Annotated in this window: 28 protein-coding genes and 1 pseudogene; 19 read left to right on the forward strand and 10 right to left on the reverse strand. The window is 44.3% G+C overall.

Going from position 1 to position 25,147, the window contains the following annotated elements:
- Positions 1 to 48 precede the first annotated feature (48 nt).
- Complete coding sequence (locus AC4G47_RS11520; protein WP_491106067.1) at positions 49 to 777, forward strand: YwiC-like family protein; 729 nt, start codon at positions 49 to 51, stop codon at positions 775 to 777.
- 138 nt (positions 778 to 915) lie between these two features.
- Entirely contained in the window at positions 916 to 1,641 is a 726-nt protein-coding gene (locus tag AC4G47_RS11525) for a ZIP family metal transporter (protein ID WP_491106068.1), read from the forward strand.
- Between the two features lie 89 nt (positions 1,642 to 1,730).
- Here AC4G47_RS11525 and AC4G47_RS11530 read toward each other — a convergent pair whose 3' ends face one another.
- From AC4G47_RS11530 to AC4G47_RS11540, 3 genes are all read right to left on the reverse strand, one after another.
- Positions 1,731 to 2,156: a YlbF/YmcA family competence regulator gene (locus AC4G47_RS11530; RefSeq protein ID WP_491106069.1), complete on the reverse strand. Its 426-nt coding sequence runs from the start codon at positions 2,154 to 2,156 to the stop codon at positions 1,731 to 1,733.
- A 147-nt stretch (positions 2,157 to 2,303) separates the two neighbouring features.
- Positions 2,304 to 2,990, reverse strand: a complete 687-nt coding sequence (locus AC4G47_RS11535) for a Crp/Fnr family transcriptional regulator (protein ID WP_458122999.1) — start codon at positions 2,988 to 2,990, stop codon at positions 2,304 to 2,306.
- Between the two features lie 49 nt (positions 2,991 to 3,039).
- A complete protein-coding gene (locus tag AC4G47_RS11540; protein WP_491106070.1) occupies positions 3,040 to 4,035 on the reverse strand; it encodes a multicopper oxidase domain-containing protein in 996 nt (331 codons plus the stop codon).
- 282 nt (positions 4,036 to 4,317) lie between these two features.
- Here AC4G47_RS11540 and AC4G47_RS11545 point away from each other — a divergent pair, with 282 nt between their 5' ends.
- The 6 genes from AC4G47_RS11545 (at position 4,318) to AC4G47_RS11570 (ending at position 8,678) form a co-directional block, all read left to right on the forward strand.
- A complete protein-coding gene (locus AC4G47_RS11545) occupies positions 4,318 to 4,923 on the forward strand; it encodes a hypothetical protein (protein WP_491106071.1) in 606 nt (201 codons plus the stop codon).
- 181 nt (positions 4,924 to 5,104) lie between these two features.
- Positions 5,105 to 5,533, forward strand: a complete 429-nt coding sequence (locus AC4G47_RS11550) for a hypothetical protein (RefSeq protein WP_491106072.1) — start codon at positions 5,105 to 5,107, stop codon at positions 5,531 to 5,533.
- 392 nt (positions 5,534 to 5,925) lie between these two features.
- The gene (locus AC4G47_RS11555; RefSeq protein ID WP_491106073.1) at positions 5,926 to 6,660 is read left to right on the forward strand and encodes an SMI1/KNR4 family protein; all 735 of its coding nucleotides are present in this window, start codon (positions 5,926 to 5,928) and stop codon (positions 6,658 to 6,660) included.
- A 21-nt stretch (positions 6,661 to 6,681) separates the two neighbouring features.
- Entirely contained in the window at positions 6,682 to 7,983 is a 1,302-nt protein-coding gene (locus AC4G47_RS11560) for a hypothetical protein (RefSeq protein ID WP_491106074.1), read from the forward strand.
- Between the two features lie 82 nt (positions 7,984 to 8,065).
- Positions 8,066 to 8,536: an SMI1/KNR4 family protein gene (locus AC4G47_RS11565; RefSeq protein ID WP_491106075.1), complete on the forward strand. Its 471-nt coding sequence runs from the start codon at positions 8,066 to 8,068 to the stop codon at positions 8,534 to 8,536.
- On the forward strand, positions 8,433 to 8,678 hold the full coding sequence (locus tag AC4G47_RS11570; RefSeq protein ID WP_491106683.1) for an SMI1/KNR4 family protein: 246 nt from the start codon (positions 8,433 to 8,435) through the stop codon (positions 8,676 to 8,678). Before AC4G47_RS11565 ends, AC4G47_RS11570 begins: the two co-directional genes overlap by 104 nt.
- 300 nt (positions 8,679 to 8,978) lie before the next feature.
- Here AC4G47_RS11570 and AC4G47_RS11575 read toward each other — a convergent pair whose 3' ends face one another.
- The gene (locus AC4G47_RS11575) at positions 8,979 to 9,311 is read right to left on the reverse strand and encodes a hypothetical protein (RefSeq protein WP_491106076.1); all 333 of its coding nucleotides are present in this window, start codon (positions 9,309 to 9,311) and stop codon (positions 8,979 to 8,981) included.
- Between the two features lie 105 nt (positions 9,312 to 9,416).
- Between AC4G47_RS11575 and AC4G47_RS11580 the strand changes: the two genes are divergently transcribed.
- Together AC4G47_RS11580 and AC4G47_RS11585 are read left to right on the forward strand one after the other, a co-directional pair.
- Positions 9,417 to 10,469, forward strand: a complete 1,053-nt coding sequence (locus tag AC4G47_RS11580; protein WP_491106077.1) for a leucine-rich repeat domain-containing protein — start codon at positions 9,417 to 9,419, stop codon at positions 10,467 to 10,469.
- A 148-nt stretch (positions 10,470 to 10,617) separates the two neighbouring features.
- Positions 10,618 to 11,421, forward strand: a complete 804-nt coding sequence (locus AC4G47_RS11585; RefSeq protein WP_491106078.1) for a cupin domain-containing protein — start codon at positions 10,618 to 10,620, stop codon at positions 11,419 to 11,421.
- 128 nt (positions 11,422 to 11,549) lie between these two features.
- Here AC4G47_RS11585 and AC4G47_RS11590 read toward each other — a convergent pair whose 3' ends face one another.
- Entirely contained in the window at positions 11,550 to 12,596 is a 1,047-nt protein-coding gene (locus AC4G47_RS11590; RefSeq protein WP_491106079.1) for a Rieske 2Fe-2S domain-containing protein, read from the reverse strand.
- Between the two features lie 407 nt (positions 12,597 to 13,003).
- Here AC4G47_RS11590 and AC4G47_RS11595 point away from each other — a divergent pair, with 407 nt between their 5' ends.
- The 3 genes from AC4G47_RS11595 (at position 13,004) to AC4G47_RS11605 (ending at position 15,896) form a co-directional block, all read left to right on the forward strand.
- Positions 13,004 to 13,450, forward strand: a complete 447-nt coding sequence (locus AC4G47_RS11595) for a carboxymuconolactone decarboxylase family protein (protein ID WP_491106080.1) — start codon at positions 13,004 to 13,006, stop codon at positions 13,448 to 13,450.
- Between the two features lie 32 nt (positions 13,451 to 13,482).
- Positions 13,483 to 14,418, forward strand: coding sequence for a sigma-70 family RNA polymerase sigma factor (locus tag AC4G47_RS11600; protein WP_491106081.1), 936 nt, complete (start codon positions 13,483 to 13,485; stop codon positions 14,416 to 14,418).
- 144 nt (positions 14,419 to 14,562) lie between these two features.
- A protein-coding gene (locus AC4G47_RS11605) for an IS3 family transposase (protein WP_491104603.1) occupies positions 14,563 to 15,896 on the forward strand; the annotation gives its coding sequence in 2 pieces (ribosomal slippage) (positions 14,563 to 14,965 and positions 14,965 to 15,896; 1,335 coding nt in all).
- A gap of 90 nt (positions 15,897 to 15,986) precedes the next feature.
- Here the strand turns inward: AC4G47_RS11605 and AC4G47_RS11610 are convergent.
- A complete protein-coding gene (locus tag AC4G47_RS11610; protein WP_491106082.1) occupies positions 15,987 to 16,940 on the reverse strand; it encodes a hypothetical protein in 954 nt (317 codons plus the stop codon).
- A 274-nt stretch (positions 16,941 to 17,214) separates the two neighbouring features.
- Positions 17,215 to 17,301, reverse strand: a pseudogene (locus AC4G47_RS11615) (spore coat protein); the annotation flags it as partial.
- 192 nt (positions 17,302 to 17,493) lie between these two features.
- Here AC4G47_RS11615 and AC4G47_RS11620 point away from each other — a divergent pair.
- Positions 17,494 to 18,030, forward strand: a complete 537-nt coding sequence (locus AC4G47_RS11620; RefSeq protein WP_491106083.1) for a hypothetical protein — start codon at positions 17,494 to 17,496, stop codon at positions 18,028 to 18,030.
- A gap of 28 nt (positions 18,031 to 18,058) precedes the next feature.
- The gene (locus tag AC4G47_RS11625) at positions 18,059 to 18,787 is read left to right on the forward strand and encodes a DUF1361 domain-containing protein (protein ID WP_491106084.1); all 729 of its coding nucleotides are present in this window, start codon (positions 18,059 to 18,061) and stop codon (positions 18,785 to 18,787) included.
- Between the two features lie 212 nt (positions 18,788 to 18,999).
- Here AC4G47_RS11625 and AC4G47_RS11630 read toward each other — a convergent pair whose 3' ends face one another.
- Positions 19,000 to 19,938, reverse strand: a complete 939-nt coding sequence (locus tag AC4G47_RS11630; RefSeq protein ID WP_491106085.1) for an alpha/beta fold hydrolase — start codon at positions 19,936 to 19,938, stop codon at positions 19,000 to 19,002.
- A gap of 169 nt (positions 19,939 to 20,107) precedes the next feature.
- Between AC4G47_RS11630 and AC4G47_RS11635 the strand changes: the two genes are divergently transcribed.
- Positions 20,108 to 20,716, forward strand: coding sequence for a TetR/AcrR family transcriptional regulator (locus AC4G47_RS11635; protein ID WP_491106086.1), 609 nt, complete (start codon positions 20,108 to 20,110; stop codon positions 20,714 to 20,716).
- A 144-nt stretch (positions 20,717 to 20,860) separates the two neighbouring features.
- On the forward strand, positions 20,861 to 21,883 hold the full coding sequence (locus AC4G47_RS11640) for a serine hydrolase domain-containing protein (protein WP_491106087.1): 1,023 nt from the start codon (positions 20,861 to 20,863) through the stop codon (positions 21,881 to 21,883).
- Positions 21,884 to 21,975: 92 nt separating this feature from the next.
- Here AC4G47_RS11640 and AC4G47_RS11645 read toward each other — a convergent pair whose 3' ends face one another.
- Positions 21,976 to 22,953, reverse strand: a complete 978-nt coding sequence (locus AC4G47_RS11645; RefSeq protein WP_491106088.1) for a serine hydrolase domain-containing protein — start codon at positions 22,951 to 22,953, stop codon at positions 21,976 to 21,978.
- A gap of 255 nt (positions 22,954 to 23,208) precedes the next feature.
- On the opposite strand from AC4G47_RS11645, the gene AC4G47_RS11650 reads away from it, so the two are divergent.
- Together AC4G47_RS11650 and AC4G47_RS11655 are read left to right on the forward strand one after the other, a co-directional pair.
- Positions 23,209 to 23,352, forward strand: coding sequence for a DUF6809 family protein (locus AC4G47_RS11650; RefSeq protein ID WP_491106089.1), 144 nt, complete (start codon positions 23,209 to 23,211; stop codon positions 23,350 to 23,352).
- A complete protein-coding gene (locus AC4G47_RS11655; protein WP_491106684.1) occupies positions 23,315 to 23,479 on the forward strand; it encodes a DUF6809 family protein in 165 nt (54 codons plus the stop codon). Before AC4G47_RS11650 ends, AC4G47_RS11655 begins: the two co-directional genes overlap by 38 nt.
- 638 nt (positions 23,480 to 24,117) lie before the next feature.
- On the opposite strand, the gene AC4G47_RS11660 is transcribed toward AC4G47_RS11655, so the two are convergent.
- Positions 24,118 to 24,789, reverse strand: a complete 672-nt coding sequence (locus AC4G47_RS11660; protein ID WP_491106090.1) for an SOS response-associated peptidase — start codon at positions 24,787 to 24,789, stop codon at positions 24,118 to 24,120.
- Positions 24,790 to 25,147: the final 358 nt, after the last annotated feature.

The raw sequence follows: 25,147 nt of genomic DNA on the forward strand, positions 1-25,147 counted from the left end.
ATATTTCTGAACTTCGACATCATTCAATCCTAGGAGGTTAACTGTGAAGTGAAAACCAATACGCATTCAATCGTTATCCCTCATGAACATGGCGGCTGGGCCATGGTTAGTGTGCCTTTTCTGGTAGGTGTGATTGCAAGTGGTCCGCACTGGCTGCATGCGCCCTTATTTGTAGCTTGGCTTGGATTATATCTAACAGCGTATCCCTTACTACAGTCTTTGAAAAAGAATGCCAATCGACACCGTCTCTACAAATGGGCGGCAATCTACGGTACAGTGGCTCTAATCTGTCTGATCCCACCCGTTCTGGGTCAGATCTCACTATTATTCTTTGGCCCGGTACTGACTGGCTTGTTGCTGGTGAACATCTGGCATGTGAAACACAAAGTAGAACGCTCGCTTACCAATGACCTGTGTGCCATGCTCGTATTCTCTCTAGGGGGAGCAGCTGCTTATCTCATTGGAGGCGGGCACTGGGACTATGGAATGGCGATCGTCGGTTTGTTTTCTTTCTTACATTTTACAGGAAGTACGTTCTTTGTGAAATCGGTCTTTCGAGAGCGAACGAATAAGCGTTGGCTGATGCTAACTCGTATGGTACATATCCTTCTAATCATTATACCCATGGTGATCGGGTATCCATGGATGTCTTTGGCGTATGTCTATTCCGCTGTGCGCACCTTCATATATGCAGGCAGAACGATGCGCCCTATGAAGGTCGGTATCATTGAAATTATTGGAGCCGTGCAGTTCCTGATATGGTCTGTTCTGTTGTAATTCGCATCATTTCATCATAGCGTGATTTTTGAACACAGCAGGTGATATAGGTCACAACGTCACAGGATTGTTTTTGATTCGTCGGCAAGGGTTAATGGAATGATAGAAGATTATTGAACAAGAGAGGAGTCGGCCCGGATGTGGACTGCATTCATGTGGGGCGGCATCTCTGCCTCAGCGGTTGTCATTGGTGCACTTGCAGCGCTGTTTCTAAATATTCCCAAACGAGTCATCGGATGGATCATGGCTTTTGGGACAGGTACATTAATCGGGGCAGCTACCTTTGAACTACTCGGAGATGCGCTGAATGATGGAGGGATTATTCCTACAGCCATTGGTTTTACAGCGGGTGCCGTCGTGTATACCTTGTTTGACCTGCTCATCTCGGCAAAGGGAGGGGCAGGGCGTAAACGCTCGGGAAGGTCAGGAGAATCGAATCAAAATGGCCTGGGGATTTTTGCCGGCACGGTAATGGACGCTATCCCGGAATCCATCATGCTTGGAGCCAGCTTGCTGGCCGGAAACGGTGTCAGTGTGGTGCTGGTGGTATCCATCTTTGTCAGCAACATCCCTGAAGGTCTGTCGAGTACGGTTGGACTGCAGGGCAGCAAGTACAGCAGAGCGAAAATCATGTTGATGTGGCTGAGTGTACTGCTGATCTCCGCGCTTGCAGCTCTGTGTGGATATCTGTTTCTGGAGCAGCTTCCTGAGGAGATGGGGGCAGCGATTGGTGCATTTGCAGGTGGTGGAATCATTGCGATGATCTGCTCGACGATGATGCCAGAAGCCTTTGAGGAAGGTGGACCTGTCGTGGGTTTGATTGCATCCATGGGATTGCTCGTATCACTGTTGTTGGATCTGTAGATATTAGTTGGAGTTATATAAAAAAGAGTATCCGAACAGAGTGGTTTCTGATCGGATACTCTTTTTTAATATTTAAACAAAAGATGTCCTTAGTGGTTGTTGGAACAGCTTCCTCCACACCCGCAAGCTTCTTTCCCCAGTTCATTCGCTTCGGGTAGACGGTTCATTTCCACGGATTTCGTGAAATAGTGACTGATCTGCTGATGCAGCTGGCTGAACTCACGCTGTGCATAGATGAACCGTCGAATGAGGGGATGATCATAAAGAGCACGTTCTTCCTCTTCATATACCTGAATGTCAGAGGCTAGCAATTCGATATTCTGCCGTTCTTTCTCCTCCAGTGCCTGATGTTTTTCCATAAAACGCTCATACTGGGCTGTGGCCTGCTCATCTGCCGCAAACTGATCAATCATATCTCGCATCTTTTTGTATCCTTCATCCTGTAACAACAGTGAACATAACTCCTGCATTTTGTGCATAATGATCTGTTTGTCCAATTTAACAACCGTATTCATCGCATAAACCCTCCTGTAGATCTTTTCTTAACTGTATACGCTAACGCAATCCCGCACTGTGACGATACTCACATCTAATGTGAATTACATTACTTGTCCAAATACGCTGTTATTCTGTCATCTCAGTGTTAGTGTCAAATCTTTAGTTCAGTAGGCAACCTTTTCCCTAAGCTGCTCCAGTTGAAGAATAAGGATGCAGTTCCCTGTAACCTGAAGCAGTCCCTGGGTCTGCATTATGGCGAGTTTACGACTAAGTGTTTCGGGTGTAATACCGAGTAACAGAGCCATATCTTTTTTGAAAACAGGCAAGCGGATCTCATGCCTTGCATGATTTCGGGTATGGAAATACAAAAGCAACTTGGCAATCTTCTGTTCCGTTGTCATCGCACTGAGTGAACTGTTCCATTCATCTGTTTCACGGAGAAGATTGGAAATGGCAAGCAGGAAATGGTAAGCAACCTTCGGATCATGTTCAAGTAACTGGTCAAAGTCATGCTTGCTAATGGAGCAGATGGCCGAAGGCTCCAGAATTTCGGCGTTCGCCGCATGTGCTGTTTGATGTAACAGGGAATCTTGTCCAAAGAAATCTCCGGGAAACAGAAATCGGATAATATGTTCCTTGCCATTTTCGTTGTATTTGGATAACTTCACACATCCCTGATGAACCACATAAAGCGTATCTGAACGTTCGCCCTCCTGTACGACAACTTCCCCTTTGTTATATGTACGGGTATGCAGAAGGGAGGTCAGCAATGCGGATTCGGATGGATCAAGATGCTGGAACAGAGATACTTTGGAGAAACAGGCATCTTTCGCTTCATGCGCACAAATCATCGTTTAATCACCTCGAATGGTTCAGGATGGGTATAGCCATTGTCATGTCTCAATGAGACAGTGCGGGTCCGCCATGATCAGTACCGTCCTTGGTTACACGGAGAACAGCGGAAGCTCCTTTGGCTACATGATTGAACTGATGGGTTACAATCGCATAATCGCCTTCTTCGGTTACGGTGAACTCTACGACAGCTCCACCACTTGCGGGAAGCATAACCGTCTGTATTCCATACTGGATGTTACGTGGGTTACCATCGGTATACACACGGTCCATGATTGTCCCGACAATGTGGAAGGATGAGACTTCATTGGGCCCGGCATTACTGACATAGATCCGCACTGTATCTCCTACTTTGGCTAGCAGGGGGTGCTTGGTCAATCCATAATCATTGCCGTTAAATACGACATATTCCGGTTCCCCGTTCAAAAAGGCTTCGTAATCATGTTCTTTATACCATTCACTCTGAACAAGGGTATATTCACGATCAACCATGTGATCAGAAGGATATCCAGCCTTGGGTTCAACAATAATCATGCCATACATACCGTTCGCGATATGGGCAAGGACTGGTTTGGTTCCACAGTGATACATGAATACACCGGGTGAGGAGGTCGGATAGGTGAACGTGCCTTCCTCGCCTGGCATAACATCAATAAATTTGCTGCTGGGAGCAGCATGTACAGCGTGAAAATCCATGGAGTGAGGCAAGCTGGAATCTTTATTTTTCAGCGTGAACACCAGTGTATCTCCCTCAGTCACTCGCAGAACGGGTCCAGGGACGGTGCCGTTAAATGTCCAAGCGTTGTAGATCACGCCTTTGGAGATTTCGACATCTGTAACCTGGGCAGTCATTTCAACATATACTGTGGTGCCTTCTTTGCGGATGATCGGGTCCACCGGGGCTTGACTGATGGCCGTAGGCAAGACTTCATTCTGGTGAACAGGTGGATCTGTATCTCTTGAACTACAATGAGACAGAGTGGCTGTGAAAATGGTGAATACGAGTGACCATTTATATACATTCAGGTTCAGTAATGAAAACATAGTTGCACAACCTTTACTCAAGTGATGTTTTTCACAAACTAAAAAACAGGCGTTCTTTCATTCCATTCGTTATGTAGTAATAGATTACGTTATTGGAGCAGGAATGGGTGTGATGGGGCACACACTTGGGGAAGTCGTATTAGAGTGATCCCCAATCGTCTTACCTTCGTTCCTTGTGCTAAGGAACGGAGTTTCATATAATTTTAGAAAGATGGATTGGTAAATGTTGAGTATTTTTTGACGGGGTATGTGTCGTAGTTTCAGGAGAAGGGTGGGTACAGAATGAAACGTTTCGAAGATGAAGGTGCATATAAGTACAGTTTCTATTCGGTTCTTCGACGGGGAGAGCGGATTGATGTGAAATGTTCCAAATGCGGTGGGCATGCTTCTATTGAACAACGGAATGATCAACTGGGATGGAAGTGTTTCGAATGTTACGCTCAAGCTCTTGAAGAACCAGTGTATCAATATAACGCCAAGGGTAATTGTGCTGGTTGTGAACGTTGGTTTAACGTGGAAGTCACGGACGAGAAGAAGACGTCTCACCGATCGACGCATGTGGAATGTCCGCATTGTGGTTCTGTTAATCAGGTTGAATTACATGCCAAGCCGACATATGAAAGGTATTTTGCCGAGATTCGTGCAGGAAAGGATCCTGTGTTCGGGTTGGAATTATACTTCTTGGATGATTTCAGAGGGAAATTAATATGGGCTGTGAACCGGGAGCACTTGAGTTATCTTATCGCTTATGTTTCCGCAGATCTGCGTGTGAAATACGGAAATATGCCTATAAGAACGGCTTCACACAGTATCCCTGCTTATATCAAGGAAGCAAAGAACAGGGATGTGGTTGTTCGTACACTATCGAAGCTTCAGCACAAGACATGAAACTACGCGTAAAACTTACTGTTTTTGCAATCATTCTGGGTGTATTGATGATTCCGGCTTATTTTATTTTACAGACATTCGGTGTATTTCAAAAAGAGAAAGTGTTATCTGACTATGCTCTCGCCGTTGATGTTAATGGCAAGTCTTATGAGCCTGGCCGCTCATTAACAGTTTTGCAGCGATGGACAAAGAGGGAGATAACCGTCAGCTTTATTACCGGATTGATATGAATCATATCCAATACCTGTTTAATCTGGCCTATCAGGAGTATGAAGTGAAGCCAGGTGGGGACAATCCATATCTGGCTGGTACTGTAAACTATCAACACACGGATCACAACTATGTGCAGACCGAGAGACAGTATGGGAACGCCAATGATTTTGCAACGGTCTTGAATCTGTACGATCAGGATGGGCAGGTCATCTACACCTACAATAATACTGGCAAAGGGGACAAACAGCTGGTAAAATCCATTATTCATCAGGGAATGAGCCGTTCCACTAATGGTGGTGGTGGTGGTGAAGCCGTTCGCGATCCTTACATCAATATTACGGCGTTATTTCGCGACAAGCTGAACATCGATGTGAAACTGACGGTGGATGAGGAGTAAAAATAGTTATCATCGAATGAACAAATCGGAGGCGAGATGATGAATGAGTATGGTGTACAACACGGACCTGCGTATCTGGAAGGACTAACAAAGCAGCACGGAAAGGCAAACTTCAAACGACGGATGGTCATGATAAATTCCATATTTTTTATTATGGTGACTTAACGGAAGATGATCTGAGTGCTTGGCATGATTCGACACCGCTTCTTGTATATGCGGAACACACGGTCACGGGTGAACGCATGGGGTTTGATCAGGTCAAGCGTGATGGATATGATGCATTTGCCATTCGCATTCTGAATCGTAAAGGGGTATGGACTGACATTGTACAGGAAGAACTGGCTTAGATCTGATAACGAATGAACCAAACTGAGAATGGGAGATGTCGACAAATGTATATTGTGTCCCGTGCACTTAAGCCGGTTCCAGCAGAGGAACTGAATCAATTTGAACAGCAACATGCCATCTCGCTACCTTCGTCATACCGTTCCTGGATTGAACAATACGGAGAAGGCACATACACGGGTTGGATGAATGTGCAGAGACCGGACCCGGAAGTACTGAAGCCTTTTGTTGAATATGATTTTTGGATACATACGGATGAAACGCCCATAAGTCAGCATCAACTTGAGCAGTGCATTACCATTGGTAGTTCTGTGGATGGAGATTTCCTGGCTGTTCATCCAGAGATTGAGGGGCTGTTGTGGCTACCGCGTCATGATGAGAATATTACCTTGTGGACATGCTTGGAGACTGAATTTGGTGAAACGCTGGACCGGATCTATTGCGGGTATTACCGTCAGGACCAACCGATAGTACCATCATACTATGAACCGTGGAATGAGCTGCGGAAGCATACGTTTTATCACTTTACAGGGACGGAACAGGGAAGCTCCATGAAGGAACTGGCCGATAGGTGCAAAACGGAATTTAAGTGGGACGCTGTGTTGGAGAATGAGTACATGTGCAAGTTGTTTATGGCTTCGATGGGCGGATACTTACGTTTTAACTATGCGACTGGAAGAGAAGTTGCCCTGTTCTATGAAGAAAAGAACGGTGCGGAGGAGGCAACGGATTACGATATCAGTCTATTTTTGCAAACACATCATTGTACGGCATATGAATAGGGGCAGAGTGGAGGACCACATATGAGCTGGTTAAAGGAAGACATCGCGGAACAATGGCGCAATGAAGGCAAGCGTTATGCAAGGGATGTCAATGCGTTTGTACGGAGAAGTATACAGGGAGAGCAACCGGATGAATCTGAGCTGGAGGGAGACTCCAGAAACGGAATGAGCACTGAAGTTTTTCGTATGGTAAGACAGGCCAATCTCCGCGGTGACGTGGAGGTGCTTCGACGTGAGCTACCCGCATCGACTTGGCCTCTGAATGAGGAGTTTCAAGCTTCCATGCAGGCGGTCAATGTTGTAGGTTATCTGAATGAGGAAACGTGTGTATGTCATACGGGGATTTTCACCGAGAATGGTCAGATATATACGATGGATCAGCACGGATGGCTGTCTTTCTCTTCGTATACATTTGCTGGATGCTCATCCGATGGGCTCGACTATGCGCTTGCAGGACCGGAAGGTATTCGTGTTATCCGTCAGCCTGATCGCAGGTTGGAAGGGCAGGAGATAGCGACATACCGTTGGGAGGATATTCAAGCTCGGCTGCATTCGGCCTTACCTCGAATTGAGTCACTTGCGGATTGTGAACATCCCGAACGAACACTAGAGGGGCTTATACCTATGGATGAAGGCAGAGCACTACTCATACATTCACGATACGGGATATATTTGGTAATGCAAGCTCAGGTGAACTTGCTGCATCCAGATCTGGCAGAGATCGAAGAGTATGAGCTAGAGGATACACAGATAGATATGGGACATGCAGCTGTATCACGGGATGGGCGATGGATCGCCTATGGCAGCCAAGGGAGCAACCATATGGTGATGGACCGTCAGCTGAACAAGACATACTCCCTCTATCCGGAATCCAGCTATCCTCATTATGCGGCATTCACGAGTGATAACCAGAACGTCTGGTTCAACGCATGTCATTTCTATAACGGGGTCACAATACAGGTCCCGCTGGAATCCATCGCAGGTAACGAAACGAAGGAAGATTGGCCAGTGATGGACGAGAATGCACGTGTGTATGCAGCGGTGGAAATAGATGCGGGTATGGTGCTTGGGGATGCATATGGTTATTTGTATTGTGTGAATGACAAGGGTGAGGAAGTTTGGCGTCATTTTGTAGGCAGTACCATCTATTCTCTCGCCGTATCACCAGAGCGGTCCAAACTTGCAGTGGGTACGTATGGGGGCATGCTGCATGTGCTCGATCTTCGTTCGAAAGAGATGGACGAGTATGGAATCGGTACAGGTACCCTTCGTGAGCTGGAGCGTTATGTGTTGTGGCGTGGAGAAGAGCCTTTGCGTTGGTGAACTTAAGCGAGAGTAACAGAAGGAAATGTAATGAATATTGAAAGTGTACACAAGGGGAACAGATCTGATATAGGAAGGTGTGATGAAACTGGAGCCGAATGTATCACTAAGCGTGCTAATGGACGAGCTGAATCGCTTGTTAGGTGAGAGAATACAGGATCAAGAGATTCGCCAATTGTTCGAACAATATCAACATCGGGAAGGTGCATCCGAGGAAAGTCTGGATCTATTCGAAAAGGAGTATGGCGTCAGGCTACCTAGCGATTTTCGTACCTTTTACCAAAGCAAGGATGGCAGTGGTTACGGGTTGCATGTGCTATACCCAGGGGATGCCGAGGAAGGTCGATGTACGCCCTTTTATCTCATGTCATTGGAAGAGATTCGAGAGACCAAACAATACTTCTGTGAAGTGGATGAGAAGTTGGAAAGAGTTTTATTCTGCGGAGGAAATCAGCCAGTTGGACCCGGAGATCAAGCCGTATCTGTTCCACAAACCATGGATACCTTTTGCAACGATTGCAGGAGGTTCACTGTATCTGATGTTCGATTTTGATCCAACGGCGGAAGGGACGTACGGGCAGATTATTATGTATGTGAACGATCCGGACTTTGTCTATTATCTAACGCCTACTTTCACGGATTTACTTACCATGTCGAACCGTAATCTGAAGATGATGGATGAGATCACATATTAAATCACGTATTATATAAATTGAACTAAACATTTACACAAAGCGGAGAGGAGAGAAAGGACCTGAAGAAGCAGAGCGTTCGCCTTTATCCCCGGATTTACCCTTTATAGAAGGAATCAAAAAAAATCTGGGGATAACAGTGATCGGAAGGTTGTTCTGTCATCGGAGTGTGCAGTGTTAAATATTCTTTAGTCCAATTTATATAGACCCTGAACGATTAGACAATAGCTTTTTAATACTAAAGAAGCTGCCGAAGCAGCTCCTTCATCTAATCTGTAACTGGACTTTGGATAAGTCTAATGATTACCACTGGAAGAAACGGTGTCCGTGAAATCCTCCGCCTGGAGGACCTCCGTGTCCACCTGGGCCACCCGGACCTCCTCCGTGAGGTCCGCCGGGATAGCCACCTCCAGGGAAAGGACCATGGTGCCCACCAGGGTAGCCACCGCCGGGATAACCGCCTCCTGGATAGCCACCATGCCACCAAGGACCGCCGATCGGAAATGGTAGTGGAAAAGGAACGATGGGTGGGTATGGATACGGATAAGGGTAAGGATACGGTGGGGGTGGTGGATAATAAGGGTAAGGATAACCCGCAGGTTGCGGGGATGACACTGAACCAGGGCCGTATGCCATGTAACAAGCCTCCAATGACTGGATTGATGATATCAGCCTATGCCACAGTGTAATCAGATGATACAGCAGATTGAATTTATGAATATAGAGCTGAGGAGGGATAATATGGTAGCCGTAGCTTTTCACACCGATCCAAGAGGAACCGCCTATGAGCTGTTGATTGACGAATTGATCGAGAAGACAGATCGTTTTATGCTGGTAGACAGAAAAAGGTACGAAGAGAACGAGATACCGGAAGTATTTCGTGTGTTAGAGAGATTGAAGCCCTATCTTGTGGAACGTGCTACGATGGAAGAGATGATGCTAAAAAGCGGAGCCTACTATTCGGAAGGCATCTATTATACATATCGCTGTACGCCGGAATCGGGTCAAGTGCTCAAAGAAGAAGCTAATCGTTTTCATGATTGGTGTTACCCGTCATTGCCGGACGATCTCTGCTTTATGACAGAAGATGGAAATGATTATTTTTTCTCTGTGGCCCATGAGCATATGTACGGCATGAGGATTACACAGAAAGAAGCGAGCGAACTTATGGAGCGAATTCCGGGGTTGTTCTTTGAATTGGACTGTCATAAGAAAATTGATTACCTGGTGGATGATGCGATCAGACATCAGACAGATAAGCTGGATATCAGCTTACATGGTTTAAGTGAACTTCCTGAACGAATTCAGGAGTTGAAGCACTTGAAGCAGTTGACAATTTTTGAGCAGAATCTATACTCGCTCCCTCCAAGTCTGTTCGAACTGATTTCATTGGAAAGATTGGTCATTACAACGCTGGATCTGGAACGTATTCCGGCAGAGATCGGGAAACTGAAGCAACTTCAAGAGTTAAGAATTTATTGTGGTAGCCCTTTTGAATCTGTACCTGGTTGGAGGCCCAAACCACAAACTGAATTGGGATTAAATTGTATTCCCCCTGAGATTGGAGAATTAAGTGAGCTCAAGTATCTGGAGATAGTATATTCTGGTATACGTGAACTTCCTCCCGAGTTGGAAAAACTGAAGAATCTGCGCGCTTTGCTGGTGACGAATGCACTAATTGAGGGAACTCCGGATGTTGTCACACGAATGCACTGGCTGGAGTATGTAGACTTAATGAATATTCCGTTTGGTACCCCTTGGGAAAAAGTATGGGAAATGAAAAAGAACATGTAGCCAATAAGCCCTGCTCGGGATATCCGAGTCAGGGATATTTGCCATGCGAATGAAGTCTGGCGGAAATAGGCTCACGCATCTGGGCGCTGGGCATAAGCTGGCATATAGGTTATGACCTAAACCGAGAGCGAAGGGCAGGCGTTTTATTGTGGCAACCTCATACATGGATTTTACTTTACCAACCACCGAATTTACTTACGATTTGAGCAATAATCCGTTGTTCAAGAAGGATGAGAACAACTATATTAACTCTCTTTCCATCAAACAGTTAAACACATTGGGCAATACTTCTTTATTGGATATTTTCCTCAGCACGGGCAATGTGGTTGAACCACATATTCATCAGAATGCAACTGAACTTGTGTACTGCATCAGCGGTTCGGCCGTCGTGTCCCTCATTAATCCGTTCACAAATGAATTGCTTCATTTCCCGATTACTCCAGGGCAGGTGGCTAATGTACCTCAAGGTTGGTGGCACTATGAAATGGCTACTGTAGATCATACGCACTTACTGGCGATCTTCGATGCACCTGTACCTGAAGCGATATTTGGCTCAGACATCTTGCGTCTTACCCCTGCCAATGTTTTAGCTCATACGTACTGTCTGGACGAGAAAAAAATTCAAGAATCGCTCGCCCCCATCCAAAAAACAGTGATTATTGGCCCGCCGGCAGATTGCCCGACTTCAACTGCCCCTGTCTCTAACAGTGCTCCGCATGTGAATCATCAACCTTACGTAATGCCTAATGTACAACCGAATGTACAACCCAATGTACAACCCAATGTACAACCCAATGTACAACCAAACATGCAACCTAATACACAGCCAAACATGCAACCTTACGTGAACCGTGTTCCGTACTGGGGCACTTGGGTTGATCCCCGCATTATTCACGAACCGGGTTGCCCGTATTATAGAGAGCTTCCTGTGAATACGAATAATCAAGATTAAATAATGAATGGGCTTATTAGACATGGTATTACTAATACATGATTAATACTTCATTTGAACTTGTTATCCAAAAGAAGAAGCGTCCACAGCGGAACGCTTCTTCTTTTATTTGTATTTATAATATTTATTTACGATGTGTAGTTTCGTCCCAAGCCAATTTCTGTTAATAATTGTCGATAAGCAATCGAAGTACGGTCCGCGGGAATATGGGCCTCGGCATGCAGATCAAGGGGCAGATCCTCCGGTTTCTGTGACTCGACCATCTCACGATCTTCTTCGAATACCTGCAAGTTGAACTTGATCGTGTCTTCTATCGGTGCATCTTTATCAAAGTTTCGTGTGATGGGACAGAATAGACGGGTATAACGAGCAGAGATTGGCGAAGCACAATTCAGAATATTCAGCTTGTCGTCTCCTGGGAAATGTACCGTAAGAGATGCCGCAAAGGGTGGGAATACCCGAAACTCGCGCAGCCATTGAAAACCTTCAGGCGCAACAAGATCTTGCCCTTTACCATAGTTGCTTACCGTACTCCAATACTCAGCCAGCAACTCATTACCCTCGCGTTTCACCTTGTATTGGGGGACTTCTGTATTGTTTCGATCACCAAACGTTTCGGTATGCACATAGGCAAAATGGGATACATCCAGGAATCCTTCCATTTGTCGTCCAGAGGAACCAGCAATATCAAAGTTGGGTGGCAAAATATTGATATAATCCGGATCATCCCATCCAGGGAAGGAAGGGATCTGTTCTTCCGTTCCTGCCAGTGTGGTCCATATTAAGCCATAACGTTCGACTGCTGGGTATACAATGAGTTTGAGCTTTGGTGAGATTTTGGAACTTGGATGCGCAGGTACTGCGGTACATTTCCCTTCACAATTATAACGGAAACCGTGATAAGGGCAGACAATCTCACCATTCTCTACCCAGCCTTTGCTAAGTGGAGCCCCACGGTGAAAACAAAGATCCTTGGCTACCACTACCTGATCATTACTGCGATAAAGTACCAGCTTCACATCGAGTAATTGAGCAGCCAGTGGCTTGTCGGTTACTTCAGTTACCTGTGCTACCGGGTACCAATATTGGGATAATACATGCCAGTCCTCAGCGGTGAACGTGCAACCTCTAGGCAATTCGGATGTCACGGTACGGTTTTCATTGGAAGTTATCATATTAAAACACTCCTTGCCGATATGAATAAATGACTCTCTTTTTATGTCAGAAAAGGTTACTTGATTAGCCGTATGTTACTACTCTTTTGGTCAATGTATCAATATATCCGACCTATTTTTGGTTGGAATCACAAACATCACCGTAAAAAACGGTCATGAATACGGAAAATTCCAGATTTATCTTACGTTAAATGTTATCTATATAAAGAGAATACCCTCCCATAAAGCATTGTTTCTCTTAACAATTGTTAACTCCATGGAGGTTATCCTATCATCAGAATTCAGTGTAAATATTCTTAAGTCGAGCAGATCCCTGCTGGAATACAAAGATTCTCGCAAAGAATGTCACAGATCCCGGCAGTCGTTTGTCTACAGTATGTAAACCAAATGACGGAGGCGAATGAGATATGAATTTAAGAACGAATTACAGAGTAGCGAGTCCAGGTGCTTTTAAAGCGATGATGGCGATGGAGCAATATATATCCGGGCAGTTTGAGGATAAATTGTTATACGAATTGTTGAAAATTCGCGTGTCTCAGATTAATGGCTGTGCCTTTTGTCTCGATATGCATGCCAAAGATCTGATGAAACTGGGAGATTATGCGGATCATATTCTCTTGCTGAGTGTGTGGCGTGAAGTGCCTTTCTTCACAGATAAAGAACGTGTTATGCTGGAGCTGGCTGAAGCCGTGACTCGAATCTCGGAACAGGGCGTACCCCTTGCGTTGTACGATAAGGTTCGTGAACATTTCAGTGAATCCGAACTGGTGGATCTGATCTTGGCCATTAACACGATTAATAACTGGAACCGGATTGCGATCACAACTGGGATGTATCCGGGTTGCTTTAACTAAAAATACACGAACCATGCCAGAGGAGGCTTCTTATGAATTCTAATTCTCACGCCAATGAGCCAGAAGTGTCTTCTCTGGATGTTGGTGAGCTGTATATTCGTTATAAAAATTATGCATTTTCGATAGCATACCGTATGCTGGGCAGTGTGGTAGAAGCTGAAGATATCGTGCAGGATTGCTTTGCGGGGATTCAGAGCAAATCTGCTCAGGATATTCGCAATCCGAAGTCTTACATTGCCAGACTGGTTGTGAACCGAAGCTTGAATCTGTTTAATTCCGCCCGCAACCAGCGGGAAAGTTATGTTGGCGAGTGGCTCCCAGAGCCGATGGGTGATCGTGAAGTGGATAACATGCCAGAGGAAACGATGCAGAAGAAAGAGATGATATCGTACGCCTACTTGGTCATGTTGGAACGTCTTTCGCCTGTGGAGCGGGCAGTGTTTGTACTTCGTGAAGCGTTCCGGTATGACTATTCCGAAATAGCGGATTGGTTGGGCAAAACGGAGAGTAACTGCCGTCAAATCTTTAGCCGTGCCAGACGAAATCTGCCCGAAAGACTGCCGCCGATCGAGCAAAGTGATGCGGATATGATAGCCAAAAGCGAATTACTGAGCCGTTTTACAACGGCTTTCCTTCGTTATGATGTCTCTTCCATGCTGGAGTTACTGGGGGATCAGCCTGTATTTACAGCAGATGGCGGTGGCGTTGTGCATACGGTGATGAGAACGATGAACGTCCACAAAGGCGTGCTTGCCCTCCTGACCTCACGGCGAGTCCTTACTCGATTGCGTGAAAGAGAATGGGTACCGATGTGGATCAATGGCGAGCTTCAACTCGCGTTGATGAAAGAAGGGCAGTTGTCCGAGGTATTCTGTTTGGAGTTGGACCCTTCCGGTGAGCGGATTGAAGGCGTTTATCTCGTCGTAAATCCGAACAAACTTACATCGATAGACACTTCAACTCTTTGATTAAATCGTACGGATTTGATATGTAACCTTAAAAGCGGCAACCTCTGTCTAAACTGTACCCTATAGAGTAGACACTTTAAAAAAGTCTCTCTATGGGGTACTTTTGTTGTATACCATGAACGAGACGAGGACGGAGAACGATTAATGAGTAAGAAAACATTTACAACACGCGAAGTAGAGCAATTTGCTACAAATCCCTATGTGAAGTCTGTTTCGACCAAGGGAATCACTTATACGGACGAGTTCAAACAACTCTTTATTACATTAAATCAGCAAGGAAGGCTGCCTAGAGAGATCTTTGAGACTTGTGGATTTGACGTTCAGATCATTGGAATGACTCGGGTCAAAGCCGCAGCTGACCGATGGAGAGCCAGTTACAACGAGCAAGGGGCTCTAGGCTTACAAGATACACGAGGCAAACATTCAGGAGAGTCTCTAAAACGAGAGTTAACCTTGGCAGAAAAGAACGCGAAACTCGAAGCACAGATTCACCTGCTCCAAGCAGAGAATGAACTCTTAAAAAAGATTCGCCTGGCCGAACGGGGGTGGAACCACGAGTAAAACTAACGCCTGGTCTTCGATACAGTTTAATCCGAACCGTGATTGAGAAATACCATCTTCAGCGAATGGTAAGTGTTCTGTGTGAGACTGCCGGGGTCTCCAAAAGCGGATATTACCGATACTGGAGCACTTCAGCCATTCACAGCCGCACGAAGAAGGAACAGGTTGATGAGGAAATAGGTGTGTACATCCGTCAAGCCTTCCAGTTTAAGAAACGTAACAAGGGCGCTCGCTCCATAAAGATGACGCTGCAAGGACAATTTCAGATCATCTGGAATCTCAAGCGCATCCGAAGAATCATGAAAAAATACGATATTGTATGTCCTCATCGACGAACTAATCCCTACAAACGAATGATGAAGGCAACCCATGAACATCGAACCATGCCTAACCTGTTACAACGCAACTTCAAACAAGGCATCCCGGGCAAAGTACTTCTAACAGATATTACATACTTAAGTTACGGCCAAGGGAAACGCGCCTATCTGTCCACCATCAAGGATAGTTCAACCAATGAAATTTTGGCTTATCATGTGTCGGAGCGAATGACGATGGATCTGGCGACAAACACGTTGCTCCACTTACAGAAAAATCGCAAATTCAAGAAGAGTCATGATGCCTTCATTCATTCCGATCAAGGTACGCACTACACTCATCCGGATTTTCAGAAGAAAGTGAAACGGATGGGGCTTGGGCAATCCATGTCCAGACGAGGAAATTGTTGGGATAACGCACCACAGGAGTCGTTTTTTGGTCATTTTAAGGACGAAACTTCCTTAAAGAGCTATGCCACGTTAGACGAAGTCAAACGAGAAGTTAAATCCTATATGACCTACTATAATCACTATAGATACCAGTGGAACCTAAAAAGGATGACCCCTGTACAATACAGAGATCATCTTCTTGAAGCCGTATAGTTTTTTTTAGAAATGTCCTTTACATAGGGTACAGTTTAGTCAGGAGGATTGCCGCTTTTTTGCATTCACAGTTTGCTATTCACCATCCGATTATTCACTGGCAAATTGTTGTTGAACGGGTTCAATGATTGCTCTAATCTCAGGTGTGAGCTCATCCTTGTTCTGATTGAGAACCAGCAAAGTCTTTTCCATGGTATCCAGAAGAACACTCTTCGTGTTGGGTTCCCGCTTAGCCAACGCTTTCTCGTAAGCCTTCTTCACTTCAGGATCCATTGTGCGGATTTCTTCGTCTGTATACCAGTCATATGCGGGCGTGTTGTCACTTCCGTAAAACAGATAATCTACAAACAACCATTGTTTTACTTTGGTTGTGCGATTGGAATTCGGGAAGTTGTTTAAAAAAGCTTCTTTCTCCAATGTACGCTGAATTAATTCGTTCCAGGAGATGATTATGCCACCATCCGAAGTTGTCATCTGATTGGACTCGGTAGCCATAATGTCAATGTAAGCAGCAATATCAGCCTGAACGAAAGGTTTGAACTTTTGGTATATCTCATAATTGATGATGGGGTAATACAAGCCTTCACTGGTTTCCAGTTTGAACCCGAGATCAGATGCTTCCTGCAGAAGCTTCTTCACGGTCGGATCTTTAATTTCTTTGAGCAGACGACTATATGTAAGCTTCTGCTCGTAACCGAGTTGTTCATGGACTTGAGATAAGGCTTGTTGAAACTGTTCCGTATACATTTGGTGATCCATATCAGCCAGCTTCACGTTCTGCATGTTCTCCAGTTGCAGGGTCATGAGTGTAGCTTGCCAAGGATTGACTTTATCAATATGATTCATCAGGTATTTTCGTGCCTTAACCAGACTCTCTGTGGATTTCACTGCTGCTGTACGATAGGTTTGGAATTGATGATACACCACTTTGGAAGCGGGAATAGGCGCAGCCAGTGTTGTTGAGGTCGTAAGAGTTGAGCCAATAGCAGTACAGCCTATAGCCATAGCCAGTAAACCAAGTTTAGCAGGTTGCTTCCATCTCATTCGTATACCTCCCAATGGACAAATATGTCGTTGCACTCTCGTATAACTGCTTTTCATCTTATCTTATATGTATGTTCCATAAGTTGAATATGTACGGTCTGTCTTTGATTAAACCAGCTTCTGGTAACCGAATCAAGTGTCTTAAGCAGGAAAATGAATGATTATAAATAACCAAAGAACAGCCCCTAACACCCGAATGGGTTGAAGAGACTGTTCTGGGTATTTGGACTTTATTTTCTAATTAATGAAGTGGTTTATTGCTAATAGGGATGTAGCGAAGGATCATATATTGATCCAGCACATTATTGTTGGAGGCTAGAATCTCATGCACATCGAACATCTCTTGTCCGCCATGATTCATGTTAGGGATGACATATGGATTTACATTCAATGTAGTTGTACTAAATTCTGAGGGTTCATGGAATTCGGATTCATTGTAAATTTGATTATCCTTTGGTAAATGGTATGATTCTAGTATGTTTGGAGAGTAGTAAATTTATGTAATATGTTATGGGTATAAGGTCAAATAGGAACAGGTATGGTGGTGGTTAAAATGGAAGAGACCGATTGGCGTGTAGCAAAGGATTTGTTCATCAAACATTACGGGAGCGCTATACAGATGCATCGAGAAGCCGTGTATGCGGACTATAAGCGATGGGACGTACCCCAAGAGTTAGAAGAACAATGGATAGGAGAGCGAATTCAACAATTAAGTTCCGAACTGTCTATCATGAATTGGGATGCGGTGGATGAGCTTGCGTTGATCGCCAAACATCGGACAGAACCGGGTATTGTTACGGCGATTACATCATTTTCTTCGAGACAGTTGAAGAGTGCGGACAGTATGGTTCGTCTCGTGTATGCTGAACGTCTGATTGAGCTGATTAAGCGGTACGAATCAAGACTACCGATGGACAAGTTACGGGAAACTTATCAATTGACGATGGATTTGCTGGTCGATGTGGCGACTAAACCGTTGGTGCTTGATCCGGGCCATGAATTGCAGCAGTATGGTTTGAAGGATAAACGTGGATTGAATTTGCGTGTTGAAAAGAATAAGGAAGAGATCATCCGCTATTTTCGAAATTAATGAATTTTATCAAGTGAGGTCAAAATCATTGAGAAAACTGAATTATATTCGCATATTTATTTTCCTTAGTGTAGTCACTATATTTACGCTTGGGCTGTACTATGTAGCCGCAGATTGGCTCGATCAGCGTTATTTCCGCTTCCTGATCTGGAATCTGTTTTTGGGTTGGATTCCTTTTGTGTTTTCTTATGCATCCTATCTTCTAAGTAATGTGAAATGGAAAGGCGCCGCATGGCTTGCAGTAGCAAGTGGGTTGCTGTGGTTGTTATTCTTCCCGAACTCTTCTTATATTGTTACGGATTTGGTTCATCTGACGGCTAGGAGTTCCCGGTATTATGGTGGTAACGGGGTTGATTACACATATTGGTACGACTTGAGTGTTGTATTAATGTTTGTCTGGACTGGACTTCTGCTGGGATTCCTGTCGATGTATCAGCTTCAGGAAGTGATCTATCACCGGATTGGACGCGGGGCATCCTGGATCTTTGTACTGGCAGGCTGTGCTTTGGGAAGTTATGGGGTCTTGCTTGGACGTGTATATCGACTGAATAGCTGGGATGCACTGACGAATCGCGAGACGCTGATTCAGCTGATGCACGAAAGTGTAAGCCGCCCGTCTCTTGCGTTTTGCCTGTTTTTTGGAACGTTTATCATTACGATCTACGCCACACTGTATTATCTGATCAATACGAGGTCTCCCCGTGAAACAAAGAAAAGTTCAGGAAGTCCCGAGGCGAACCTGCAAGCCTTACGCTAACTTATGTTTTCTTGAGGCAGAACTCATTAGTTCAATTTTAATTTATATTGCTAAAAGGGTTGTTCCAAGTCATACACATGGCTGATGGAACAGCCCTTTAAATTTCTACCAAGTCCAGGTTTTTCTTAAGAAAGTAAGTATACTCACAGGTGGAACTATATTTCGGAATGTATGTTAATACCATTTCATTTAATGTACAACTAAGACTCTCTCTACCTATTAGAGATTAACTCAAGGATTGTTTTCACAACTAGTTCAGGTTCGTCGTGAATAATCATATGATTACTGCGGGTGGCCATGATGAGCTGACTATCCTCCGATATATTCAACATGTCACGCTGTCCCGATTGCCATATGGATTCGAGCTTCTGCCCAATTTCAACCGAAATCCCTGCTTGAGCATAGTCTTGAGGACGTCCGCGTGCAATGATACGTACAGGGATTGATCCGAGATTTTGGCCACGAATGGCGTCTTCTGTTGAATGGGCGTGGAAGGCTTCTTCTTCTTTGGCGTGAAAAAAGGAGGGTGTAGCTATCACATTAACAAAAGTATCTCGATCTTGCTTGGCAACCAGACCATCAAGCAAAAAGTCTGGAAATAATCTGAAAGCTCCAGATACCTTCAGTAAGGATAATAAGGAGGCAGGCGGGTTTCCCTGAAACTGAGCCTGTTCCAACAACGGCTTTGTATTCTTCTCGTCATCCTCAGGTCTTGCATCAATGAGGACAAGGCTCTGAACCTCACTTGTATAGGTCTGTGCAAAGAGCCTAACATACATACCCCCAAGGGAATGACCTACCATAACGTATGGGCCGCGGATATTCTCCTTCTCTAGAGCTGCATGTAAATCTTTGATGATATTCGCACCTGTGCGTTCTGTAGGTGCGGATTCACTCCAGGCATATCCTGCGCGATCATACGTGACCACCGTTGCATGTTTGGCTAGTTCGGTCGGAATGTCTCTCCACGACAAACTGGTCTCACCACTTCCGGCTTCCATAAGTATGGTCGGCGAACCACTGCCTTGTTTATGAATGTGCAGTTGGTAACCGCCGACTTGGACTAATGTACCGGGAGGCGGAAAGTTCTTTTTGGCCTGTGATGAAGCAAACCGCTCATAGAAAAATGCTGCACCGATCAGCAATAACATTGTGCAGAATAGCCTTGTTATGAAGGTGATAACTCTGAATTTCTTACGTTTTGAGGCTGGGATCGTTGTATGCATGATCTTAATTAATTCCTCTCCATACAGCAGTTTTTATTTTAATACAATGTATTAAAAAGATTATAGCACAGTGTATTACAAAAAGAGAAGCTTGATGTATAATGATGTCATGCCAAAAATCGTAGATCATGAAAGTCAAAGGAAAGTCGTGGCTGATGCAGCCATCCGGGTCATTCAACAGCATGGGCTTGAGCATGCTACAGTTCGGAATATAGCAAAGGAAGCGGGATTATCTGTAGGTTCCATGCGTCATTATTTTGCCACACAGGCCGAATTGTTCATCTTTTGCATGAATCTTTTTGCAGAACGGGTACAGAAGAGGGTGGAGGCGTTACAGATGAGCGGAACTGTACTGCAGGATATGAAGAATCTGCTCTTGCAATTTCTCCCGTTGGACGAAGACAGAATGATGGAAATGGAGGTCTGGTTTTCGTTTACAGCCAAATTATTGGTTTACCCCGAATTAAAAAAATTAAGTGATCAGATGCATCAGGGGATGTATCGGTCTGCTCAGTGGGTAATCCAGGAGTTGCAGAAGCAGGGCATGACACATCCTGATCTGGATGCCGAGATGGAGACGGAGAAGTTATATGCTCTTGTGGATGGACTCGCCATTCATATGCTAATGCAGCCAGATAGACTTACGGTAAAACGAGTGGAACAAGTGATTGAACAGCATTTGAGCATGCTTTGTCCAACTTAAACTTACGTTGTCTGAAAGAAGGGTTATTTCCTTTTATAAGGGAGTGACCCTTCTTTTTATGAAAATTTGGCAGGTATGCAGGATATGACGAAGAATTAAGAATGAGAATGTAATGAATACATAGACAAGTAGGTGAAAAACAAAATGTTGAATGTATTAGAACTGACAACAAAAGTGGAAGAAGTCATGGAACGCGTGAATTTTTCGGGTGTCGTATTACTCCAGCAAGGCGGGAAACCCCTATTGAATATGAAACGTGGTTATGCGAATCGTAGCGAGGAACTTGCTAATCAGGTGGACACACGCTTCGGAATTGCATCAGGATGTAAGATCTTCACGGCAGTGAGTGTATGCCAACTAATTGAAGCAGGCAAGTTGTCTGCGGATTCCAAGCTTATGGATGTGTTGGATGTGGAGTTTCCACTGTGGGACGAAGGAATCACCATCCATCAGTTATTAACACACACGTCAGGCATACCGGATTATTTCGATGAAGAAGTGATGGAAGACTTTTCGGAATTGTGGAAAGACAGACCCGTCTACGCGATGCGGCGATTAAGTGACTTTCTGCCCTTGTTTCAGCATCTTCCAATGAAGTCTGCTCCGGGTGCACGTTTTCACTACAACAATGCGGGTTTCATTGTGCTGGGACTTATTGTAGAACAACATTCCGGATCGTCGTTTACAGATTATGTGGAGGAGCATATTTTCAAACCGTGTGGCATGAAGGACTCCGGTTATTTCTTAACCGATCAGCTTCCGCGTAACACAGCCTTGGGATATATAGATCATGAAGATGGCTCCTGGAACACCAATATGTTCTCCATTCCTGTCAAAGGTGGATCAGATGGTGGGGCCTATGTTACGGCACCGGATATGGTTCTATTCTGGGATGCTTTGCTAGGTCACCAATTGTTGAATGAAGAGACGACGCAGCAGTTATTAACTCCACATGCTCATCAAGAGGATGAAGAGTATTATGGGCATGGTATCTGGATTGAACGGCAAGGAGAGGACATTTTCAAATTTCATGTCATGGGGTTTGATCCAGGAGTATCATTCATGTCTTCTGTGTATCCAGACAGAGATCTACAACTGGTTGTGCTCTCTAATCAAGAGTCAGGCCCGTATCCAATAACGATTGCCATCGAAGAAGCTTTGGCATGACCAATAAACCCTCAGCCTAAGGGCAGGTAGGTTTGCTCAGATAAGGTTGGGGGTTCATTTATAGGACGAGATAGATAGAAGAATACCCGTGTTTATAACATTTTCCAAAGTTCAGGTGCGATTAATCGAGGGAAAACATCCAACGGAGGTTTCTCTTTCTTTCGTTTGTCATTGGTTAACACCGTAACGAGTTCCAGCTCAGGAACAATGTATACATACTGCCCACCAAACCCTCGCGCGTAATAATAATAGAGATTGGGCCTGTCATCAGCAGCGATATCTTCGGAGTCAGACCTTTCGTTCGGATAGACATCCACCCACCAATGCCAAGCATAACTGCCGTGATTTGGTGGAGTGACTGTAATGAAAGGCTGCGTCGAACGGGAGACGAGATCAATTGAAATGAGAGACTCACCCTCCCATGTACCTTGCTGTAGAAACAGCTGACCGAATTTCAGCAGATCAACGGGCAATATTTTTAGACCGAATCCACCTGTATGTACACCTTGAGGGTCACTTTCCCATTCATAATCCTTAATTCCCAGCGGGTCAAAAAGATAACGTTCTGCGAACTCGGCTACGTTCATGCCTGCTTTTTGCATCAGGATGGCGGATAGAATCTGTGATACTCCTGAATTGTATTCCATGTATGTACCTGGTTCATGACTTAAGCGCTGTTCCAACGCAAAATCCACCCAATGATCGGTGCGAGTCATACGAGGGAATGAATTCTGTCCACCGAACTCGTCCCAGTTGAATCCGGCTGTCATCGTGAGCAGTTGTTCCACCGTGATCGCAGGTTTAAGCGGATCAGGATCGAAAGTCAACTGTGGGAAAAAGGTGGAGATTGGGGCTGATGCCTCTGGCAACAAGCCTTTATCCATTGCTATACAGATGAGTGCGGACAGCACACTCTTGGTACAGGAGTTGACTTTTGCAATATCGTTCGCAGCCTCTTGGTTGCGGTAGTGTTCGTACATGATCTCACCGCGTACGCTGACCAGGCAGCTCCGCAGATCCAGCGGCGGAATGACTTGTTGCAACTTGGATGACAGTGATGAAGGATTCATTAGTGTCCTTTCTATGCGGTTGATTTATTAAAAGATTTTGTGCAAATAGGTGTCCATTATCTTAGCATACTCCCGAGGTAGGGCTCAACAAGCGCTACATTATTATGTCAAAGCAAGCATGTAAAATACGATATTTTATGAAAGCCATAAGAATCACATGCGAATATTGCATAAAACCCCAGCATTTTCTGTAAATTTTATATAATTGCCATGAGAAGAGCACAAGACATTTATTAGAGAAAGGAGGGCTGTGATGTGGGAAATATAATAGAAGAAATCTATTATGGTAATTTGAGACCAGAGGAGAATATTGTTCCTAAAGACGCCGAGTATCGATCTATTAATAAGGAGATTACAGCTCATATCGAAAAATTTCAGAGAAAGCTTTCGGGAGGATGATTTTAAACAGTTGGAGGAACTATTAGATATGATAGATAATATTAATTCCACTAATTCTTGTGATGCATTTGTGAAAGGATTTAAAATAGGGACACTAGTTACGAACGAGGTTTTTCAACGAGAGTAGGTTAGAAGGATTAGTAGAAGCGTATAGCACAGTATCCATTAAGATCATGGGGAAGAGGTACTTTCGAAATACATTTGAGTTCAGGGTACAAAAATAGGAGCCTTATGTGGCTCCTTTTATTACTGCATATTCGTTAATTAAAGTATGTTCGGATAAAAAAAAGTACCTCCTCATCTTCAAAGAAGAGTTGGAGACCATAAAATGCCCCCAACAAAAATCCACATCCGGCCAATAAACAATAAAATATAGAATTACCAGCCCTTGATCTACCGTAATGTTGCCCGCAGTGTGGGCACATGAAAGCGCCCGCAGAAATCACACTTTTGCATGATTCGCAATGCATTAAGTTGTTAGCGTTAGGTTTGAACTTTCTTTTTATATTTCAAAACATTGCTTTAAAAGCTAGATTGCTAGTACAAACATTGCCATAATGATCCCTATACCGAATAAATTACCTATTATATTGTTTATGCGCTCAAACATGACGTTCCTCCAACTATGTAATCAATCCAGAACAGTCTATCAGACCTAGATATAATTTTCTATATCTATGATTAAGAGTTAATTTTAAGAACAATGATGCACTATTAAATATGAAAAAGCTTTACCGACCTAAATAAGTCGATAAAGCTTTACCACTAAACTATTTCTTTCAATAATTCCACACTGTTATTTCTCACATTGCCCACTTCCTTCGGCACCTCATACGCTCGCATCTCAGATGCTTGATATGGCTTAAGAAAACCGAGCAACGATTGGACATCATCATTATCTCTTCCAAGCCACTCAGCCTCATCCTCAGGGCGCAAGATGACCGGCATACGATTATGGATAACCTCCATAAGACTATTTGGTTCCGTTGTAATGATGGTGCAAGTACTCAGTCTGTTTCCATCTGGATCTGTCCACGTGTCATACAATCCTGCCAATGAAAAGATACTGTCGTCTCTCATCAGAATTCGCATCGGCCGCTTTGTTGCTTCTTCTTTCTTCCACTCGTAGAATCCGTTCGTGGGGATGATACAGCGTTTGGAGCTGATCAGACGTTTAAAGGACGGCTTCTCTGCTAATGTTTCTGCGCGGGCATTAATCATCTTGTTCCCGATCTTATCATCTTTTGCCCAAGTGGGTACCAAACCCCAGCGGAGAGCGCCTAATCTATTACCGTTTTTACTTCCGATAATAGTTGGGATGTACTGCATGGGTGCAGCATTATAGTTAGGCTTGTACTCAAATCCATCAGCAATAGATGCATAGTACCTGTCCAAGATAGAGTCTAAAGGATCAGTGATTGTAAATCTACCACACATACAAAACACCTCCTGTATTGTGCTTACAATATATAATCATACACTGGTGTACGGGGTAATCTTGAATTTTGGGGATGTACATAATAACACCTCAACGTATTATAGCGGTTTGCTATAATACGTTGAGGCGGTAAGTTATGGAAAATACGACATGTGTTGATCAGTTCATATAAGTTCGTTCAAACCATTCAACGGACTCTGTTAGACTCGCAATTCCTAATACGAAAAGACCTACTCCAAAAAGAAAACAGATAAATATGGAATCACCTAATCCGTTCATTTTACCGTAATGTTCACCACAGTACGGGCAAATAATAGCAGTATTTGAAATCGAGCGTCTACATGTTGTGCAAGGCGT

The organism is Paenibacillus sp. Negev47 (genome assembly GCF_058313655.1).

Excerpts from the sequence above, each read along its gene's own strand:
- AC4G47_RS11640 (WP_491106087.1), top strand. The coding sequence starts at position 20,861 with ATGTTGAATGTATTAGAACTGACAACAAAAGTGGAAGAAGTCATGGAA.
- AC4G47_RS11580 (WP_491106077.1), top strand. The coding sequence starts at position 9,417 with ATGGTAGCCGTAGCTTTTCACACCGATCCAAGAGGAACCGCCTATGAG.
- AC4G47_RS11635 (WP_491106086.1), top strand. The coding sequence starts at position 20,108 with ATGTATAATGATGTCATGCCAAAAATCGTAGATCATGAAAGTCAAAGG.
- AC4G47_RS11595 (WP_491106080.1), top strand. The coding sequence starts at position 13,004 with ATGAATTTAAGAACGAATTACAGAGTAGCGAGTCCAGGTGCTTTTAAA.
- AC4G47_RS11645 (WP_491106088.1), bottom strand. The coding sequence starts at position 22,953 with ATGAATCCTTCATCACTGTCATCCAAGTTGCAACAAGTCATTCCGCCG.
- AC4G47_RS11620 (WP_491106083.1), top strand. The coding sequence starts at position 17,494 with ATGGAAGAGACCGATTGGCGTGTAGCAAAGGATTTGTTCATCAAACAT.
- AC4G47_RS11555 (WP_491106073.1), top strand. The coding sequence starts at position 5,926 with ATGTATATTGTGTCCCGTGCACTTAAGCCGGTTCCAGCAGAGGAACTG.
- AC4G47_RS11630 (WP_491106085.1), bottom strand. The coding sequence starts at position 19,938 with ATGTTATTGCTGATCGGTGCAGCATTTTTCTATGAGCGGTTTGCTTCA.
- AC4G47_RS11540 (WP_491106070.1), bottom strand. The coding sequence starts at position 4,035 with ATGTTTTCATTACTGAACCTGAATGTATATAAATGGTCACTCGTATTC.
- AC4G47_RS11600 (WP_491106081.1), top strand. The coding sequence starts at position 13,483 with ATGAATTCTAATTCTCACGCCAATGAGCCAGAAGTGTCTTCTCTGGAT.
- AC4G47_RS11660 (WP_491106090.1), bottom strand. The coding sequence starts at position 24,789 with ATGTGTGGTAGATTTACAATCACTGATCCTTTAGACTCTATCTTGGAC.
- AC4G47_RS11525 (WP_491106068.1), top strand. The coding sequence starts at position 916 with ATGTGGACTGCATTCATGTGGGGCGGCATCTCTGCCTCAGCGGTTGTC.
- AC4G47_RS11590 (WP_491106079.1), bottom strand. The coding sequence starts at position 12,596 with ATGATAACTTCCAATGAAAACCGTACCGTGACATCCGAATTGCCTAGA.
- AC4G47_RS11610 (WP_491106082.1), bottom strand. The coding sequence starts at position 16,940 with ATGAGATGGAAGCAACCTGCTAAACTTGGTTTACTGGCTATGGCTATA.
- AC4G47_RS11535 (WP_458122999.1), bottom strand. The coding sequence starts at position 2,990 with ATGATTTGTGCGCATGAAGCGAAAGATGCCTGTTTCTCCAAAGTATCT.
- AC4G47_RS11550 (WP_491106072.1), top strand. The coding sequence starts at position 5,105 with ATGGACAAAGAGGGAGATAACCGTCAGCTTTATTACCGGATTGATATG.
- AC4G47_RS11530 (WP_491106069.1), bottom strand. The coding sequence starts at position 2,156 with ATGAATACGGTTGTTAAATTGGACAAACAGATCATTATGCACAAAATG.
- AC4G47_RS11545 (WP_491106071.1), top strand. The coding sequence starts at position 4,318 with ATGAAACGTTTCGAAGATGAAGGTGCATATAAGTACAGTTTCTATTCG.
- AC4G47_RS11575 (WP_491106076.1), bottom strand. The coding sequence starts at position 9,311 with ATGGCATACGGCCCTGGTTCAGTGTCATCCCCGCAACCTGCGGGTTAT.
- AC4G47_RS11565 (WP_491106075.1), top strand. The coding sequence starts at position 8,066 with ATGAAACTGGAGCCGAATGTATCACTAAGCGTGCTAATGGACGAGCTG.
- AC4G47_RS11560 (WP_491106074.1), top strand. The coding sequence starts at position 6,682 with ATGAGCTGGTTAAAGGAAGACATCGCGGAACAATGGCGCAATGAAGGC.